The organism is Bradyrhizobium sp. 179 (assembly GCF_023073535.1).
Lineage (GTDB): Bacteria > Pseudomonadota > Alphaproteobacteria > Rhizobiales > Xanthobacteraceae > Bradyrhizobium.
In genome coordinates, this window is record NZ_JADPJR010000009.1 from 74064 (window position 1) to 89352 (window position 15289).

General features: G+C 64.1%; 19 protein-coding genes. 13 read left to right on the top strand and 6 right to left on the bottom strand.

Annotation, left to right across the window (positions count from 1 at the left end; all coding sequences use genetic code 11):
• Window positions 1-43: 43 nt before the first annotated feature.
• Complete coding sequence (locus IVB12_RS02150; RefSeq protein ID WP_247295162.1) at window positions 44-1123, bottom strand: AI-2E family transporter; 1080 nt, start codon at window positions 1121-1123, stop codon at window positions 44-46.
• A 142-nt stretch (window positions 1124-1265) separates the two neighbouring features.
• Here IVB12_RS02150 and IVB12_RS02155 point away from each other — a divergent pair, with 142 nt between their 5' ends.
• The 3 genes from IVB12_RS02155 (at window position 1266) to IVB12_RS02165 (ending at window position 2263) form a co-directional block, all read left to right on the top strand.
• Entirely contained in the window at window positions 1266-1490 is a 225-nt protein-coding gene (locus IVB12_RS02155) for a hypothetical protein (RefSeq protein WP_247295163.1), read from the top strand.
• An 82-nt stretch (window positions 1491-1572) separates the two neighbouring features.
• Complete coding sequence (locus IVB12_RS02160; RefSeq protein WP_247295166.1) at window positions 1573-1797, top strand: hypothetical protein; 225 nt, start codon at window positions 1573-1575, stop codon at window positions 1795-1797.
• A gap of 163 nt (window positions 1798-1960) precedes the next feature.
• A complete protein-coding gene (locus IVB12_RS02165) occupies window positions 1961-2263 on the top strand; it encodes a hypothetical protein (RefSeq protein WP_027575377.1) in 303 nt (100 codons plus the stop codon).
• A 5-nt stretch (window positions 2264-2268) separates the two neighbouring features.
• Here the strand turns inward: IVB12_RS02165 and IVB12_RS02170 are convergent, their stop codons facing one another.
• Entirely contained in the window at window positions 2269-2505 is a 237-nt protein-coding gene (locus IVB12_RS02170; RefSeq protein WP_247295414.1) for a hypothetical protein, read from the bottom strand.
• A gap of 476 nt (window positions 2506-2981) precedes the next feature.
• Here IVB12_RS02170 and IVB12_RS02175 point away from each other — a divergent pair, with 476 nt between their 5' ends.
• From IVB12_RS02175 to IVB12_RS02185, 3 genes are all read left to right on the top strand, one after another.
• Window positions 2982-3569: a formyltransferase family protein gene (locus IVB12_RS02175; RefSeq protein WP_247295169.1), complete on the top strand. Its 588-nt coding sequence runs from the start codon at window positions 2982-2984 to the stop codon at window positions 3567-3569.
• 173 nt (window positions 3570-3742) lie between these two features.
• Window positions 3743-4093: a hypothetical protein gene (locus tag IVB12_RS02180; protein ID WP_212432599.1), complete on the top strand. Its 351-nt coding sequence runs from the start codon at window positions 3743-3745 to the stop codon at window positions 4091-4093.
• A complete protein-coding gene (locus tag IVB12_RS02185) occupies window positions 4038-4583 on the top strand; it encodes a hypothetical protein (protein WP_247295172.1) in 546 nt (181 codons plus the stop codon). Before IVB12_RS02180 ends, IVB12_RS02185 begins: the two co-directional genes overlap by 56 nt.
• Window positions 4584-4633: 50 nt before the next feature.
• On the opposite strand, the gene IVB12_RS02190 is transcribed toward IVB12_RS02185, so the two are convergent.
• Window positions 4634-5032 (bottom strand): RidA family protein, encoded by a 399-nt coding sequence (locus tag IVB12_RS02190; protein WP_247295174.1) that lies wholly within the window; start codon window positions 5030-5032, stop codon window positions 4634-4636.
• A gap of 151 nt (window positions 5033-5183) precedes the next feature.
• On the opposite strand from IVB12_RS02190, the gene IVB12_RS02195 reads away from it, so the two are divergent.
• Together IVB12_RS02195 and IVB12_RS02200 are read left to right on the top strand one after the other, a co-directional pair.
• Window positions 5184-6059, top strand: a complete 876-nt coding sequence (locus tag IVB12_RS02195) for a DMT family transporter (RefSeq protein ID WP_247295176.1) — start codon at window positions 5184-5186, stop codon at window positions 6057-6059.
• Between the two features lie 204 nt (window positions 6060-6263).
• A complete protein-coding gene (locus tag IVB12_RS02200) occupies window positions 6264-7694 on the top strand; it encodes a caspase family protein (protein ID WP_247295178.1) in 1431 nt (476 codons plus the stop codon).
• A gap of 192 nt (window positions 7695-7886) precedes the next feature.
• Here the strand turns inward: IVB12_RS02200 and IVB12_RS02205 are convergent, their stop codons facing one another.
• Complete coding sequence (locus tag IVB12_RS02205) at window positions 7887-8126, bottom strand: BrnA antitoxin family protein (protein ID WP_247295180.1); 240 nt, start codon at window positions 8124-8126, stop codon at window positions 7887-7889.
• Window positions 8127-8129: 3 nt separating this feature from the next.
• The gene (cysK, locus tag IVB12_RS02210) at window positions 8130-9107 is read right to left on the bottom strand and encodes a cysteine synthase A (RefSeq protein ID WP_247295183.1); all 978 of its coding nucleotides are present in this window, start codon (window positions 9105-9107) and stop codon (window positions 8130-8132) included.
• A 225-nt stretch (window positions 9108-9332) separates the two neighbouring features.
• Between cysK and IVB12_RS02215 the strand changes: the two genes are divergently transcribed.
• Window positions 9333-9551, top strand: a complete 219-nt coding sequence (locus IVB12_RS02215) for a hypothetical protein (protein ID WP_247295185.1) — start codon at window positions 9333-9335, stop codon at window positions 9549-9551.
• A 13-nt stretch (window positions 9552-9564) separates the two neighbouring features.
• On the opposite strand, the gene tgt is transcribed toward IVB12_RS02215, so the two are convergent.
• The gene (tgt, locus tag IVB12_RS02220; RefSeq protein ID WP_247295188.1) at window positions 9565-10710 is read right to left on the bottom strand and encodes a tRNA guanosine(34) transglycosylase Tgt; all 1146 of its coding nucleotides are present in this window, start codon (window positions 10708-10710) and stop codon (window positions 9565-9567) included.
• 243 nt (window positions 10711-10953) lie between these two features.
• Here tgt and IVB12_RS02225 point away from each other — a divergent pair, with 243 nt between their 5' ends.
• The 4 genes from IVB12_RS02225 (at window position 10954) to IVB12_RS02240 (ending at window position 15115) form a co-directional block, all read left to right on the top strand.
• Window positions 10954-12111 (top strand): patatin-like phospholipase family protein, encoded by a 1158-nt coding sequence (locus IVB12_RS02225; RefSeq protein WP_247295192.1) that lies wholly within the window; start codon window positions 10954-10956, stop codon window positions 12109-12111.
• A gap of 135 nt (window positions 12112-12246) precedes the next feature.
• Window positions 12247-12990 carry a TetR/AcrR family transcriptional regulator gene (locus IVB12_RS02230; RefSeq protein WP_247295416.1) on the top strand — a complete coding sequence of 248 codons (744 nt, stop codon included), beginning with the start codon at window positions 12247-12249 and terminating at the stop codon, window positions 12988-12990.
• A gap of 251 nt (window positions 12991-13241) precedes the next feature.
• Entirely contained in the window at window positions 13242-13844 is a 603-nt protein-coding gene (locus IVB12_RS02235) for a PepSY domain-containing protein (protein WP_247295194.1), read from the top strand.
• A 233-nt stretch (window positions 13845-14077) separates the two neighbouring features.
• Window positions 14078-15115 carry an aspartate-semialdehyde dehydrogenase gene (locus IVB12_RS02240; protein WP_247295196.1) on the top strand — a complete coding sequence of 346 codons (1038 nt, stop codon included), beginning with the start codon at window positions 14078-14080 and terminating at the stop codon, window positions 15113-15115.
• Window positions 15116-15289: the final 174 nt, after the last annotated feature.

Consider the following 15289-nt stretch of genomic DNA (forward strand, 5'->3'; position numbering starts at 1 on the left):
CCTAGTGAGTCGCGGCGGGGCGATCGCGCCGGCGGGCGCCAGGTCAGCCCTTGCCCGCCTCCGTCCGGTCCTCGGTCCGGATCCAGGCCATCATCATCTCCCACGCCACCGACAGGATGATCGGACCGATGAACAGGCCGACGATGCCATGGGCGAGCGTGCCGCCGATCACGCCGACGAAAATCACGATAGTCGGCGTGGTCAGGCCGCGCCCCATGACGAGCGGCTTCAGCATGGTGTCGATGAAGCCGACCAGGACGAGAAACACGGTGAGCAGCAGCGCCGTGGTGACGTCCTTGGCGGTCCAGATCCAGATGATCACCGGCAGCAGCACGAGGAAGGCGCCGATCTGCACGATCGAGAGCAGCAGCACAATGAAGGCGAGAAGGCCGGCGCTGGGCACTGCCGCGAGCTTGAAGCCGAAGCCGGCGAGCAGCGCCTGCACCACTGCGACGCCGATCACGCCTTGCGCCACGGCGCGGATGGTCGCGCCCGCAAGCTCCAGGAAATGCTCGCTCTGCTCGGGCACGATTCGAAACAGGAAGCTGCGGCCGGCTGCAACTAGCCGCGGGCCGTGCGGAAACAGGAAGCCGGCAACGAACACCGACAGCAGGAATTGGGCCGTGCCGAGGCCCGCATCGCCCGCGAGCGACAACAGCGGTCCCGCCAGCGGCTGGAGATAAGGCGCCACCTCGCGCAGCACTGCGCGGATGTTGGTGTAGGCCTGGTCCCAGAGGTCATAGAGCCACGGACCGACCAGCGGCCACGATTTGAGCTGCTCCGGCGCCGATTGGAGCGCCAGATCGCCGGTGCCGAGCTGGTGCGCCAGCTCCCGCACACCGTCCACGGCGCTGAGGCCGAGCCAGGTCGCAGGGCCGATCACGATGCCGAGCGTGATCAGCGTCAGGATCGCTGCCGCGGTTTTCGGCCTGCCGCCGAGGATCTTCGCGACCAAGCTGAAGGCCGGATAGAACGCGACCGCGAGCACGCCGCTCCAGGCCAGGATCGGCACGAACGGGCGGATGATCAGGAAGGTCCAGATGATCAGCAGGGCGAGCAGGCCGAGCCGGATCACGAGCTGGATGATATCCTCACCCGTCAGGAGCTGACGGAGACTTTTCACGGCTAATGCTTTCCTTGCGACATGAACGCAACTTGCGGCGCCCTAGCCGTTATTGCCAGCAACAAGCCGGGCGTCAAGGCGACCGGTTCCCGCAACATCCGCTGACTAGGAACGCATCGGACCTACCGGCATTTTGAGGACGATGACGGCCGGTCCCAGAGAGCCTGATGCACATGCGGGGATTCACCGCGGCGTCCACTATTCGCTGAAGCGGAATGCCGCGCCGGGCTACTGGCGCTATGCCTATGCGATCGGCGACAGGGTCCGCTCCGGGCGCGTGCAAGGCAAGCTGCCGCTGCTCGCCATCAGGCGCGTGCAGATGCGCATTGATCGGGACTTGCGGGCAAGCGTGGCTAACATCCATTAACCGGATTTCCCTGGGCCAGTTTACGCCGCTGCAAAAGCCCGTGGGCTACCATGGGTTGAGGTCCCCAAAGACATTCTGTGCAATGGCCAATAGCATCTGGACGATCGAAGAATTCACCTGCCGGGGTTGCAGCATGACCTACGCCGCGACAAGGGAGCGACATGACGAAGCGCATGCCGGCAGCTTCAAATGCAGCATCTGTAGCAGCGTGGTGCATAGCTGGTCGGGCAAGCATCATTTCTTCGGCTGGGAAGCGGTGAAATCAAAGCCCCCGGTGTTCGGACGGCGCTGGTCCGGAGCTGGATGATCGGCTGAGCCGCCGCATTCCCTGACCGATCGAACGATCGTGTCTGGACGCAGCGGCAGCGAAATTCGTAGCCGAGGATCGACTGAATTGCGCCAAGGGTGTTTGGACTCCGTTCACCGATCGCCGCTAGATCAGGACAGATCCTCCGCGCCGAACATCCGCCATGGCCGACCTCAACGCCGTCCTCACCAGGCTCAACGACCGTCTGCTCCGCCTCGAGGGCGAGCTGTTCGTGCTGCGTTCGCTGGCACGCGCGACGCTGACGGCGGGCGATGATCATGCGGCGCGCATGCGCAAGCTGGTCGAGGCCGCAAAAGTCGCACTCGACGACGAGGCCAAGCGCCCGCTCGACAAGCCGACGCGCAAATATGTCGATGCGGCAACCGCACTGGTGGAAGAGCTCCTGGTCGAGCCGACTCCGGCGCGGCCGCTGTTCACGGTGATCGACGGCGGCCGGCGCGACTGAACGGATCAGGTCGGTTGGCTCGTGCCGGCCGTGTTGGAATCGCCCGCCTTAAGCCGGCTGAGGCCCGCTTCGATCATTGCGATCTCCTCGTCGATCTGACCGATGGGCAGGCTAAAATCATAGCCCGACCTGCTCTTCAGATCGACCGCGAGCCGCTGCCTGTGCATCATCAGCTCGTCAAGGCCGCGTCGGTTCTTCAGTCGGACATAGATGTCGACGATCTGCTCAATCGCGCTCGGCATGAGATCGGTCCCGGCGAAAAGGCCGGCGCGGCGCACCTGCGCCGGCGGGACATTCTCGGTCGCGGTACGCAATACAAATCCGCGACGGATTCGTCGATACGCCAAGCTGGTTGATAACGTATTACCATCAGATGATTTCGCGACGCGCGGTATGAAAAAGCCGCTGGCGATCACGCCAGCGGCCAAGCCGGGTTGAAAACGGATGCGGGTTGAAATGTCGCCAGCCCCGGTTTGTGCATGCTCTTACGGCAGACCGAAGATCTCTTCTGTCTACAGCGAAACACAAGAGCCGGCTTGCCCACATTTCCCATCCGACCGTGGCACCACGGCAACGCTGGTGGCTGCACAATCGCTGAGTTCATCGCGCCCTCACCCGGTGCATTGTTGATAACCCGCGCAAACGCGGCCTGGGTGGTGACAGGATGTCCGGACGTGTTATCGGGGGATAACGCAGCTGCGAGACGGATCGGATACCCATGCGCATTACCCTCGTCGGCTCCCGCCATTTCGGCGTGACCACCCTGAACATGCTCCGGGAGCACGGCGTCTCGATCGCGCGGGTCGTGGTGGCCGATGCCGAGGATCGCCTCGCCGCGACCGCCAAGGCGGCCGGCATCGAGGTGGTGGTCCAGGCCAATCCTAAGCTGGTGGTGGCCTCCGAGATTGCCTCCGATACCGATCTGATCATCACGGCGCACAGCCACGCCCGCATCGGCAGGGACGCGCTTGCCGCCGCCAAGCTGGGCGGGATCGGCTATCACCCTTCGCTATTGCCGCGCCACCGCGGCAAGGCCGCCGTGGAATGGACCATCAAGGAAGGCGATCCGATCGCCGGCGGCACGATCTACCACCTCGCCGACCGCATGGACGCGGGCGCCATCGCCGCCCAGGACTGGTGCTTCGTCAAGAAGGGCGAGACGGCGCGGGAGCTCTGGGAACGCGCGCTTGCGCCCCTCGGCCTCAAGCTGCTGGCCGATGTGATCGATTATGCCAAGGTCCACAAGGCGCTGCCGGCCAAAGTTCAGGACGAGCAGTTCGCGACCTCGGCGCCGAGTCTCTCCTGACATTTACCCTTAACGCGGGTCCGCTTTGATTTTGCAGCGGAAATCGGAGCACCAAGACTCAAATAAACCATTGTTTCCACAGGAACAATTTTCGGTTTGGCATTGCACCAAACTTCCGTCACATTTGGTCCGAATAAGCGTCAGCATATCAGACAAATTCAAGGACGGAATTCATGCGTTTTGGTCGCATTGCGGTGTTCTGTGCCGCTTCAGTTTTCGCCGGCACCCTCGCCGCTCCCGCCTTTGCCCAGAGCCCTTATGACGGCAACTGGCAGGTCACGATCGTGACCAAGAGCGGCTCCTGCGAACCGACCGCGAGCTCCATGCTAACGGTTGCCGACGGCAAGATCACCGCGCCCGGCGCTAACGTTTCCGGCACCATCGGTCGTGAGGGACTTGTGAAAGTTTCGATCAATGGTGCATATGCCAACGGTCAACTCAACGGCAACGCCGGATCGGGGAAGTGGAATGGAGCATCTGCAGGCATACCATGCAGCGGGCGGTGGGAAGCATCGCGACAGTAAACCAATTGAGGCTCGCGCCAGAGTCCGGCGGCTGCTGATCGCGGCCGCCATTTTGTTTGCGGCGAGCATCGCCCACACTGAAAGCCAAGCCCAGGCCGGCCCGTTTGCCCCGATGGCAGGCACCTGGAGCGGCGGCGGTACCGTCATCCTCGATGATGGCTCGACCGAGCGGATCCGCTGCCGGGCCAAGTACACCCCGATCGGCCCGACCATGGAAATGTCGCTGACCTGCGCCAGCGACGCTTATAAGTTCAATCTCGGGGCCAGCGTCAAGTCAGAGGGCAGCGCCATCACCGGCAGCTGGTCCGAGGCCAGCCGCAATATCAGCGGCTCGCTCCAGGGCCGCGGCGGCGGCGGAAACTTCGAAGTGGTCGCCTCTGCCGCCGGCTTCAACGCCAATATCGCGCTGAAGACGAACGGCAACAAGCAGACCGTCACGATGCGCGCCGACAGCCAGTTCCGCGGCGCCAACATCTCGATGTCGCGCTGAGATAGCACGTTAAGACAGTCGACCCGGCGACCTCGCCGGGTCGATTTTTTTTATGCCTGCGGCACGAACGCCGTGACCTCGATCTCGACCTTGGCCCGCTCGTCCACGAGACCGCCGATGTAAAGCAGCGTCGAGGGTGGGAAGTTGCGTCCAAGCGTTTCCTTCCAGGCCGCGCCAATGCCGGCTCCGGCGGCCTCATACTCGCTGCGGCTGGTCAGGTACCACGTCAGGCGGACGATGTGCTCGGGGCCCGCGCCGGCTTCGCCCAGGAGCTTGATGATCCGCTTCAGCGCTGTCGCAACCTGCGCCGCCATGTCGGGCGCGTAGTTGCCGCTCTCATCGCCGCCGGTCTGCCCGGCCAGCACCACCCAACGCCCCGGCCCGTCGACCAGGACGCCATGGGAAAAGCCGCGCGGTTTTTTCCACTCGGCCGGCTGCAAGATACGCATGAGCAAAGACCTCCCGATTTTCTCGTTGTTCGCTGACGCCTTAGCACGCCGACCTGCATCGCTGCATCCGCAGATTTGGCCGTTGCAAACGGCGGCGATGTCGCTGATACCGGCCGTCCTTTCAACATTCCATTCTCCAGCATCTGCCCCAATGAGCACGACACCGTCAAAAACGATGGCCGCACTGTGGATGGCCGGCTGGCTGTCGCTAATGTTGGTGATGGCGGTTGCCGGGCGCGAAGCCACGCGCGAGCTGAACGTTTTTCAAATCATGGAAGTGAGGTCGCTGCTCGGCTTCGTGCTGCTCGCGCCGATCATCTACCGCGCGGGCGGCTTCAAGGTGCTCAAGACGTCACGCCTGCCGCAACATATCGGTCGCAACCTGGTGCACTATGTCGCTCAGCTTGGCTGGTTCTTTGCACTGACGCTGATCCCGATCGGCCAGGTGGTCGCGATCGAGTTCACCATGCCGATCTGGACGGCGATCCTGGCGGCGAGCTTCCTGTCCGAACGCATGACGCCGTGGAGGATTGCGGCCATCGTGCTCGGCCTTGCCGGTGTGATCGTCATCGTCCGTCCCGCCGCTGGCGAGATCAACCCGGGGCAGCTGATCGCGCTCGGCGCTGCCGTCGGATTTGGCGTGTCAATGGCGCTGGTTAAATCCCTGACGCGCACCGACAGCGCGCTGTCGATCCTGTTCTGGATGCTGGTGGTGCAGTCGGTCGCAGGCTTCGCTCCGACGCTGTTTGTCTGGACTTGGCCATCGGCCCATGTCTGGGCCTGGGTCGGCGTGATCGCCGTCTGCGGCACGTTTTCACACTATTGCCTCGCCAGCGCGATGCGCTATGCGGACGCGACGATCGTGGTCCCCATGGACTTCCTTCGGGTTCCACTGACCGCGACGGCTGGCTGGCTGCTATATTCCGAGCGGCTCGATGCCTGGACGGTCCTCGGCGCCGCGCTGATCCTGTGCGGCAATCTCCTGAATTTGAAGCCGGCTCCGCCCGTTCCCGCCCGCGCGCAGTGAACCTCGCGCTGCCTTGCGCGACAAAACGAAGTGGCCGTGTGATTTGGATCACGTTTGGGAAGCATTCCCATCGTGCACATTCGGCCACACAGCAGCGGTTTGGACGCGACTTACTGCCGTTTTGGTGGCGCGGAGTCGGGCACTTCGTGTAGGTTCGTTGCCAATTTGTTGCTGCCTGCAATTCGATTCTGTTGGGGATCTCAGATGCGCTATTTCACCCTCCTCGCTTCGCTGATGTGCATGGCCCTGTCGATCAGTGCCGCGAAGGCCGACCGCCGCGTCGCCTTCGTCGTCGGCAACGGCAACTACAAGAACGTCGCGCAATTACCGAACCCGCCGATCGACGCCAAGGCGATGGCGGCGACGCTGCGCAATGTCGGCTTCGAGGTGATCGAAGGATCCAATCTCAGCCGCGACCAGATGACGGAGAAGCTGCTCGACTTCGGCCGCAAGGCGCAAGGCTCCGACATCGCGCTGTTCTATTATGCCGGCCACGGCATCGCCGTCAGCGGCACCAACTATCTCCTGCCCGTCGACGCCGACATCAAGTCGGAGATGGACGTCAAGCTGGGGGCGGCAATCAACATCGACCTCACGCTCGAGCAGACCATGGGCGATGCCAAGGTCAAGCTCGTCTTCCTCGATGCCTGCCGCGACAATCCGTTCGCCGCCAAGATCAAGTCGAACTCGGCGACCCGCAGCGTCAACGTCCAGAGCGGTCTCGCCGAGATGAAGTCCGGCGAAGGCACGCTGATCGCGTTCGCCACCGGTCCTGGCCAGACCGCCCTCGACGGTCAAGAGGGCAACAACAGCCCGTTCACCCGCGCGCTGATCGACAACATCACCAAGCCCGGCGTCGAGATCCAGCAGGCGATGACGTCGGTGCGCGCCCAGGTCAATGAAGAGACCCGCAAAGGCCAGCTGCCCTGGGGCCACACCAACCTGACCGGCTCCGTCTATCTCAACCAGGCCCCGACGACCCAGGTCGCCAACGCGGCTCCGACCGCGGCTGGCAGCGTGCCAATGGCGACCGGCGGCGGCTCGGACGGCGTCGAGCTCGAATATTGGCGCTCGGTAAAGGAATCCAACAAGCCGGAAGAGCTCAACGCTTATCTTGCCGCCTATCCGAACGGTCAGTTCAAGGCGCTGGCGCTGGCACGCCTTGCTGCGATCAAGAGCGGCCCCTCGACCGCGACCCGCACGCTCACTGCTGGCGTCGATCCCGCGACCTTTACCGACGAGGCCACTCAGCTCACCGAGGACCAGATCGGCCTCGACAAGAACCAGCGCCGCGACGTGCAGCGTCGCCTCACCGGCCTCGGCTTCGACACCAAGCAGACCGGCGTGTTCAGCGATGAGACCCGCGCCGTGCTCAAGCGCTGGCAGGCCGCGCGCGGTTATCCTTCCTCCGGCTACCTCAATAAGCACCAGCACAAGGCCCTGCTCTCGGAGATCGTGGCTGCACCGCCGACCGCCGGCGATAACAGCCAGAAGGCGGCTCGGCGCGCCAGCGCCCCGGCACCCAGCAGTGCGCCGGCACCCGCTCCCCAGCGCAGCAACCCAGGCGACGCTGCCGGCGCGGCTTTCGTGGGTGGCGTCGTCGGCGGCATGATGGGCGGCATGTTCCGCCGCTGAGGCGCGAAGCCAATCAAAGCAAAAGCCCGGCTCAGGCCGGGCTTTTTCGTTGCGAGTTCCTCATCCCGAGGAGCGCGCCATGGAGCGCGTCTCGAAGGATCAAGGCCCGGATGCAGCAGCGGGGCCTTCATCCGTCGAGACGCTTGCCGCGCAAGCTCCTCAGGATGAGGGTCCGCTGCTGGGCTGCGGTGCCTACTTCCCCGCGGCCTTCCGCAGCGCGTCGTTGATGCGGTCCTGCCAGCCCGGCCCGCCCTCCTGGAAGAATTCCAGCACGTCCTGGTCGATACGCAGCGTGACCTGCTCCTTGATGCCGGGAACGGCGATTTGCTTGGGCGGCGCCACGGCGGCCTTGGCCGTCACCTTCTTGAACGCCGCCTCAGCTTCGGTCCTGGCATCGCCAAGCGTACGCGGCCGCCTTGGTTGATCCGGCATATTCTAGATTCCCTCAAACAGAGCCGTCGAAAGATACCGCTCGGAGAAGGACGGCACCACCGCCAGGATGGTTTTTCCCGCAGCTTCAGGGCGCTTGCCGATCTGGAGCGCCGCCGCGATCGCGGCGCCCGAGGAGATGCCGCCTGGAATGCCCTCATGCCGCGCCAGCGCGCGGGAGGTCTCGATTGCCATCGTCGAGTTGATCTTGACGATTTCGTCGATTACGGAGCGATCGACGATGTCGGGGACGAAGCCGGCGCCGATGCCTTGGATCTTGTGCGGGGTGTGCTGGCCGCCTGAGAGCACCGGGCTCTCCTCCGGCTCGACCGCCACCACCCGCAAGGATGGTTTGCGCGGCTTCAGCACCTGGCCGACGCCCGTGATGGTGCCTCCGGTGCCGACCCCGGCGACGAAGATATCGATCCGGCCGGCCGTGTCATGCCAGATCTCCTCCGCCGTGGTGCGGCGGTGCACCTCGGGATTGGCGAGGTTCTTGAACTGCTGCGGCATCGCCGAGTTCGGCGTCGTCTTCAACAGTTCTTCCGCGGCGGCAATGGCGCCCTTCATGCCCTGGGCTGCCGGAGTCAGCACCAGTTCGGCGCCGAGAAAGGCCAGCATCTTGCGCCGCTCGATCGACATCGACTCCGGCATCACCAGCTTGAGCCGGTAGCCGCGCGAGGCCGCGACGAAGGCAAGCGCGATTCCGGTATTGCCGGAGGTCGGCTCGATCAACACGGTGTCGGGCGTGATGATGCCCGCCTTCTCCATGGCGATGATCATGGCCGCACCGATGCGGTCCTTCACGCTCGCGGCCGGACTGAAATATTCAAGTTTTGCCAAAATGGTCGCATTCACGCCGTGCATGCCGGGCAGTCGCTGCAACCGCACGATCGGCGTGTCGCCAAAAGCCTCGACGATCGAGTCATAGATCCGGCCGCGACCGGGCTGGTGCGATGCACCCGTGTTGGACGATGCGTCCATGATGAACTCCCTGTGGCGACGATCTGCGTTTCTGTCGCGGCTCTTGCCCAGTTACGGACAGCTTGCGGCGACACGCAAGCGACAATGCAGCACATGTTAAATACGCTGCATCGCAAAATCACGTGAGCTGCCAATATCAGAAAACCAACGCATTTGTGTTGCGACCTCGTCAAGCGCATCTGCTTATGTTAGACTTAAGTCTCAAAGCAGGGAGAGGTCACCACGATGTCAGCAATTGCTGAAGTGTTGTCGACCGTCGCGCTCAACCGCGATCCGCGTTGCAGCGAGTTGCCCACCTGTCCGGTCTGCGCCGACTCCATGGTCGCCGCCGAAGCATCCGCCTACGTCTCGGACCACGTGATCAGCTATCTCTGGACCTGCGATAATTGCGGCTACGGCTTCGTCACCAAGCACGCCGTCAAGCAGCGGTTCGTTTGCAACTGATCGTGGAGTTGCTCTAGCGCGGGGCGATGTCGCCCCTCGCCCAGTCCTCACGCGTAAGTTGATAGAACTCCTCGAACTTGCCGTGTGCGACCGCGTCCCTGATGCCCTGCATCAGGGTTTGATAGTAAGCGACATTGATCTCGGACAGCAGCATCGCCCCCAGCGTCTCGCCTGCCTTGACGAGATGATGCAGATAGGCGCGGGCGCAGCTGCGCGTTGACGGCCATGTGCTCTCCTCATCGAGCGGACGCGGATCTTCGGCGTGGCGCGCGTTGCGCAAATTGACCTGGCCGAAGCGCGTGAAGGCGACGCCGTGACGGCCATTGCGCGTCGGCATCACGCAATCGAACATGTCGACACCGCGCTTGACCGCCTCGAGGATGTCGTCGGGCGTGCCGACGCCCATGAGGTAACGCGGGCGCTCTTGCGGCAGCAGCGGGGCGGTCTCGTCAATCATCGCCAGCATCACCGCCTGCGGCTCGCCGACGGCAAGGCCGCCGATCGCATAGCCGTGGAAGCCGATCTCGACCAGGCCTTGCGCGCTCGCATGGCGAAGCTGCGGCACGTCGCCGCCCTGCACGATGCCGAACAGCATGTAACCGGCGGGCGCGCTCTCGAAGACCCGCTTGCTGCGCTCGGCCCAACGGAGCGACAGGCGCATCGCGCGCTCGATGTCATCACGCTCGGCCGGTAGCCGCACACATTCGTCCATCTGCATGGCGATGTCGGAGCCCAGCAAGCGCTGCACCTCGATCGAGCGCTCCGGCGACAGCTCGACCTTGGCACCGTCGATATGCGAGCGGAAGGTGACGGCGTGCTCGCTGACCTTGCGCAGATCCGCCAGCGACATCACCTGGAAGCCGCCGGAATCCGTCAGCATCGGCCCGTTCCAGCCGGTGAAGGTCTGCAAGCCGCCAAGCGCCGCGATCCGCTCGGCGCCGGGGCGCAGCATCAGATGATAAGTGTTGCCGAGCACGATGTCGGCGCCGGCGTCGCGCACCTCGCGCCAGTGCATGCCCTTCATGGCACCCGCGGTGCCGACCGGCATGAAGGCCGGCGTCCGCACCACGCCGTGCGGCGTGGTCAGGCGCCCGCTGCGCGCGGCGCCATCGGTAGCGAGCAATTCAAAGTGATTGGGAAGATCATTGTCGGGATTCATGGCGGTGCTTATTGCGTGTCGGAGGACATCGATCAACCCGCCCGAACCATGCCACGGCCGGCCGATGGCTCAACTGAGACACCATTGGAGCCATATCGAGGGTCCGCTGCTCTTGTTAAACAAAACGATACAGTATAGTTTTACTGTGGAGGCTGGACGAGAATGCCGCGGCAGATTTGCCGGCGGCCGCATGAGTGTGATCGCCCGCCACCGACGATGCCCTACCCCTCAAGTTTGACAAACATGTCCGCCCCATCGCAGGGCTGGATAAGGCCGAGAGGCGCCCGCCTGGGCGGAGTCCTGGTCTTGACGTGCAGCCTGGTGCTCGGTGCGTGCACGTCCCTACCCCGCACGCCCTACACGGCCGCTGAAGCCAGCACATCGCGCGTGCTCGACATCGATGGGCTCCGGCGCTACGCCGACGAGCCCGTTACGAAATTCAGTTTCGAGAAAGACAACAGCACCGCGACCAAGACCTACCTGGCGCTATCCGGAGGCGGTGCCGACGGCGCCTATGGCGTCGGCGTGCTGAACGGCTGGACCGCGTCCAGAACCCGTCCCCCGTTCTCAGTCGTCTCGGGTGTGAGCACCGGCGGCCTGATCGCGCCGTTTGCATTCCTTGGCTCGCAATATGACGACACGCTGAAGGAGGTCTACACCAGCGGCATCGCCGAGAGCCTCCTGAACGATCCCAGCATCATGCGGGTGCTATTCGGATCCGGCCTGTTCGGCAACACGCGGCTGCGCGAGCTCGTCGCCCGCTATGTCGGACCCGAGATCATGACGCAAGTCGCGCGCGAGAATGCCAAGGGCCGAAAGCTATTGGTGGTGACGACGGATCTCGACACCCAGCGGACCGCGATCTGGGACATGGGCAAGATCGCCGCGGTCGGGACAGCCGAGGCGCTAAAACTGTTTCGCGACGTGATGGCGGCCTCCGCCAGCATTCCGCTGGTTTTTCCGCCGATCATGATCGATGCCGAAGGCCAGGGCCGGCGTTTCCAGGAGATGCATGTCGACGGCGGGGTGACGGCGCCGGTGCTGACGTTGCCGGAAGCCCTGCTGTTCCAAGGCAGCCGCCTGCCGGGCAACGCGAAGATGGACATCTACATCCTCGTCAACAAGAAGATCGAGCGCAATTTCGAGCTCGTCTCCAACAGCACCATCGACGTCGCCTCGCGCAGCCTGTCGTCGATCACCCAGTCGCAGACGCGCTCGATCATCTTCTCCACCTATGATTTCGCCAAGCGCAACCGGCTCGGCTTCCATCTCTCCTACATCGCGCGCGACTATCCGGCGGCGCCCTCGGAAGGGTTCGATACCGCCTATATGCGGGCGCTGTATCAGTACGGATATGACAAGGCGGCTTCCGGCCAGGCCTGGACTTCGACGCTTCCGTGATCCCTCATGACGGAACGAGGCCACAGGGAAACCGTTGATGATACGGCCAAATCGGCCAGATTCGCGATGACGCCCCCGCTGCTGCGCGATATAGAGCGAATGACTGATATTGCGACCGCGCAGGAATCATTGGGCATGGGATTGACTGCGACCAAGACCAGACCGGCTGCGCCACGGCGCGAGGTGCCGAAATCGCGCGGCGGCCGGCCGACGAAGACCGCCGCGATCGAGCGCGATCAGCGGCTGATCGAGGTCGCCACCCGCCTGTTCCTCGATCGCGGCTTCGACGCGACCTCGCTCGACGCGGTCGCGGAGGCGGCCCGGGTCAGCAAGCCCACAGTCTATTCCCGCTACGGCGACAAACGAGGGCTGTTTGCGGCCGTGCTGAGGCGCGAGATCGCACGATGGCTTGCACCGCTGTCGGCAGCCGCGGAGACGCGACTCTCTAGCGCCGCGAATATCTCGGTCGAGCAGCGGCTGGTCGAGATCGGGCGCGAGATGCTCACATTCACCTGCGGTCCCGACGCCGTCGCCTTCAGCCGCATGATGACGTCACAGGCCATCAACTTCCCTGACGTCGCCAAGCTCGGCAAGGAGGAAGGCTGGCTCAAGGCCGTCGCCACCACGGCGCGCTTCTTCGATCACCTGGTGGCGCAAGGCGCACTCGATGTCGAAGACACCACCATTGCAGCCGAGGTGTTTCTCGACGTGGTCGTCGGGCACACCCACCGCATGGCGACGTTCGGAACGGCGCTGGAGCTAAAACCTGCGGAGAAGCGCATGCGTGCGGCGATCAAGCTGTTCCTGGCCGGCGCGCTGGGACCCGCCGACCGCGTCCAGAGCGCCGCAAAGAGCACGCAGCGGCGCCCGTCCCGCTGACAATTCCGTGAGCTCGCGATCAAATCCCCGGAAACCCGCGGCGCGGCCGTTGACCAAATGAAACGATACGGTATGGTTTTGTTATAAGGCGAGACGGACCCCTTTTTCACCAGCCCTAAGGAGGTCCGTACCGCTTCGATCGTCGCGCCGGGTACAGCCCGATGCGGCGCTCCGCGGCCGACCAGTGCCCAAAGGTCGGCCGCGAATTCTTTACGATCATCCGGCATACTCGCTGGCCGAGGGTTTCGAGCATGACGACAGCCAAACGATGGACCTCGCAACTGCTTGCGATCGCCTTGCCTGCGCTGCTCCTCGCCGCACCGGCACAGGCGATCGTGACCGCAGGCACGCCGACCGCGCTTCACAGCGACACAGATGGTGCTGCCGAAGCGGACCGCCAGGCGGTCAGCCGCGAGATCGAGCGCTTCCGCAGCTCGTCAATCTCGATCAGCCAGGCCATGGCGATTGCAGAAGGCCGACACGCCGGCGCCACCACGGCAGATGTGAGTTTCGATGGAGCCTCCGGCGCCCCGGTCTACCGGGTGAAAACCCTGCACAATGACCGGATCTGGCGCCACACCATCAACGCGTCGACTGGAGAGCTGGTCGGCGGGGAAGCCGCTCTCCCCCTCGCCGAGCTCGACCATGAGGACCGCGACAACCTCGCAGCGCTCGGCGCGATCAGGCATCGCCTCGCCGACGCCGTGCGCGTCGCCGAACGCGCGGCCTCGGGCAAGGCAATCAGCGGCGGGCTGGTGCGCGAACGCGGCCGTCTCAATTTTGCGATTGTCGTGATCAGCGGCGACGACCTCAAGGAGGTCATCCTGGAGCCGCCGGGCGCGCGGGCCAAATAGCGGCGGGCCCGGCCCCGGCATCGACCGGGGCGGAAAGCCATTGACGGCTGCAAGACTCTCCCGCATAAGTCGCCGCCATGTTCGCGACCACCAAACGCACGACCAAAACCACCACGGCCCCAGGGGCCCGGGGAGGCGTGCGCGCGTAGGTCGTCGACTTAAACGCATCAGCTCTACCAAAGCCCCAACCTCGATGGTCCGGGGCTTTTTTGTTGCCTAAATTCTCAAACGCAATGGAGGACAAAGTGAGTAACGATCCCGTCGTCGCGATTGTCGGCGTCACCGGTGCGGTGGGCGCCGAATTCATCGCCACCATGGACAAGCGCGGCTTTCGCGTCGGCAAGCTCAAGGCGCTGGCGAGCGCCCGCTCGGCCGGCAAGACAGTGTCGTTCCGCGGACAACAGGTCGTTATCGAGGAATTGACCGAGCGCGCGTTTGACGGCGTCGACATCGCCCTGTTTTCCGCCGGCGGCAGCATCTCCAAGAAGTTCGCGCCGATCGCGGTCAAGGCCGGCGCGGTCGTGGTCGACAATTCCTCCGCCTTCCGCATGGATCCGAACGTGCCGCTGGTGATCCCCGAGATCAACGCAAGCCGCATTCGTGACCACAAGGGCATCATTGCCAACCCGAACTGCGCCGCGATCGCAGCGCTGGTGCCGCTCTGGCCGATCCACCAGAAGAACCGCATCAAGCGCGTGATCATATCGACCTATCAGGCGGCTTCCGGCGCCGGCGCCGCGGCGATGGAGGAGCTCGTCGAATCCACCCGCGCCAATCTCAACGGACAGGTCTATACGCCAAAGGTGATGCCGCACCCCTACGCCTTCAACCTCTTCAACCACAACACCGCGGTCGATCCGGAGACCGGTTACAATGATGAAGAGACCAAGGTCATCAAGGAGACCCGCAAGATCTTCGAGGATGAGACCATTGCCGTCGGCGTCACCTGCGTGCGCGTGCCGGTGCTGCGCGCCCATTGCGAAGCCATCACATTCGAATGCGAGAAGCCGATCACCGAGGACCAGGTCCGCGCCATCATGGCGCAGGCGCCCGGCGTCAAGGTGGTCGACGACCGCGCCAAGAACTACTTCCCGATGCCGATCGACGCCTCGGGCCAGGACGACGTCCTGGTCGGCCGCATCCGCAAGGACCTCAGCGACCCCGCAGGACATTCGATCTCGATGTTCGTCGCGGCCGATCAGCTGCTCAAGGGCGCGGCGCTGAATGCGGTGCAGATCGCGGAGCTCTTGCCGCAGCGCGCGATGGCGTAGCGGTCTCGTAGGGCGGGCAAAGCGAAGCGTGCCCACCAATCGGCCTCGACTATGCAGATCGATGGTGGGCACGGCGCTCTGCGCCTTTGCCCACCCAACGGCGGTGTTGTAGCCGGGATGAGCGCAGCGAAATGCGGGAAGCCGCAAGGCAGGAATTCCGGATTTCGCTTCGCT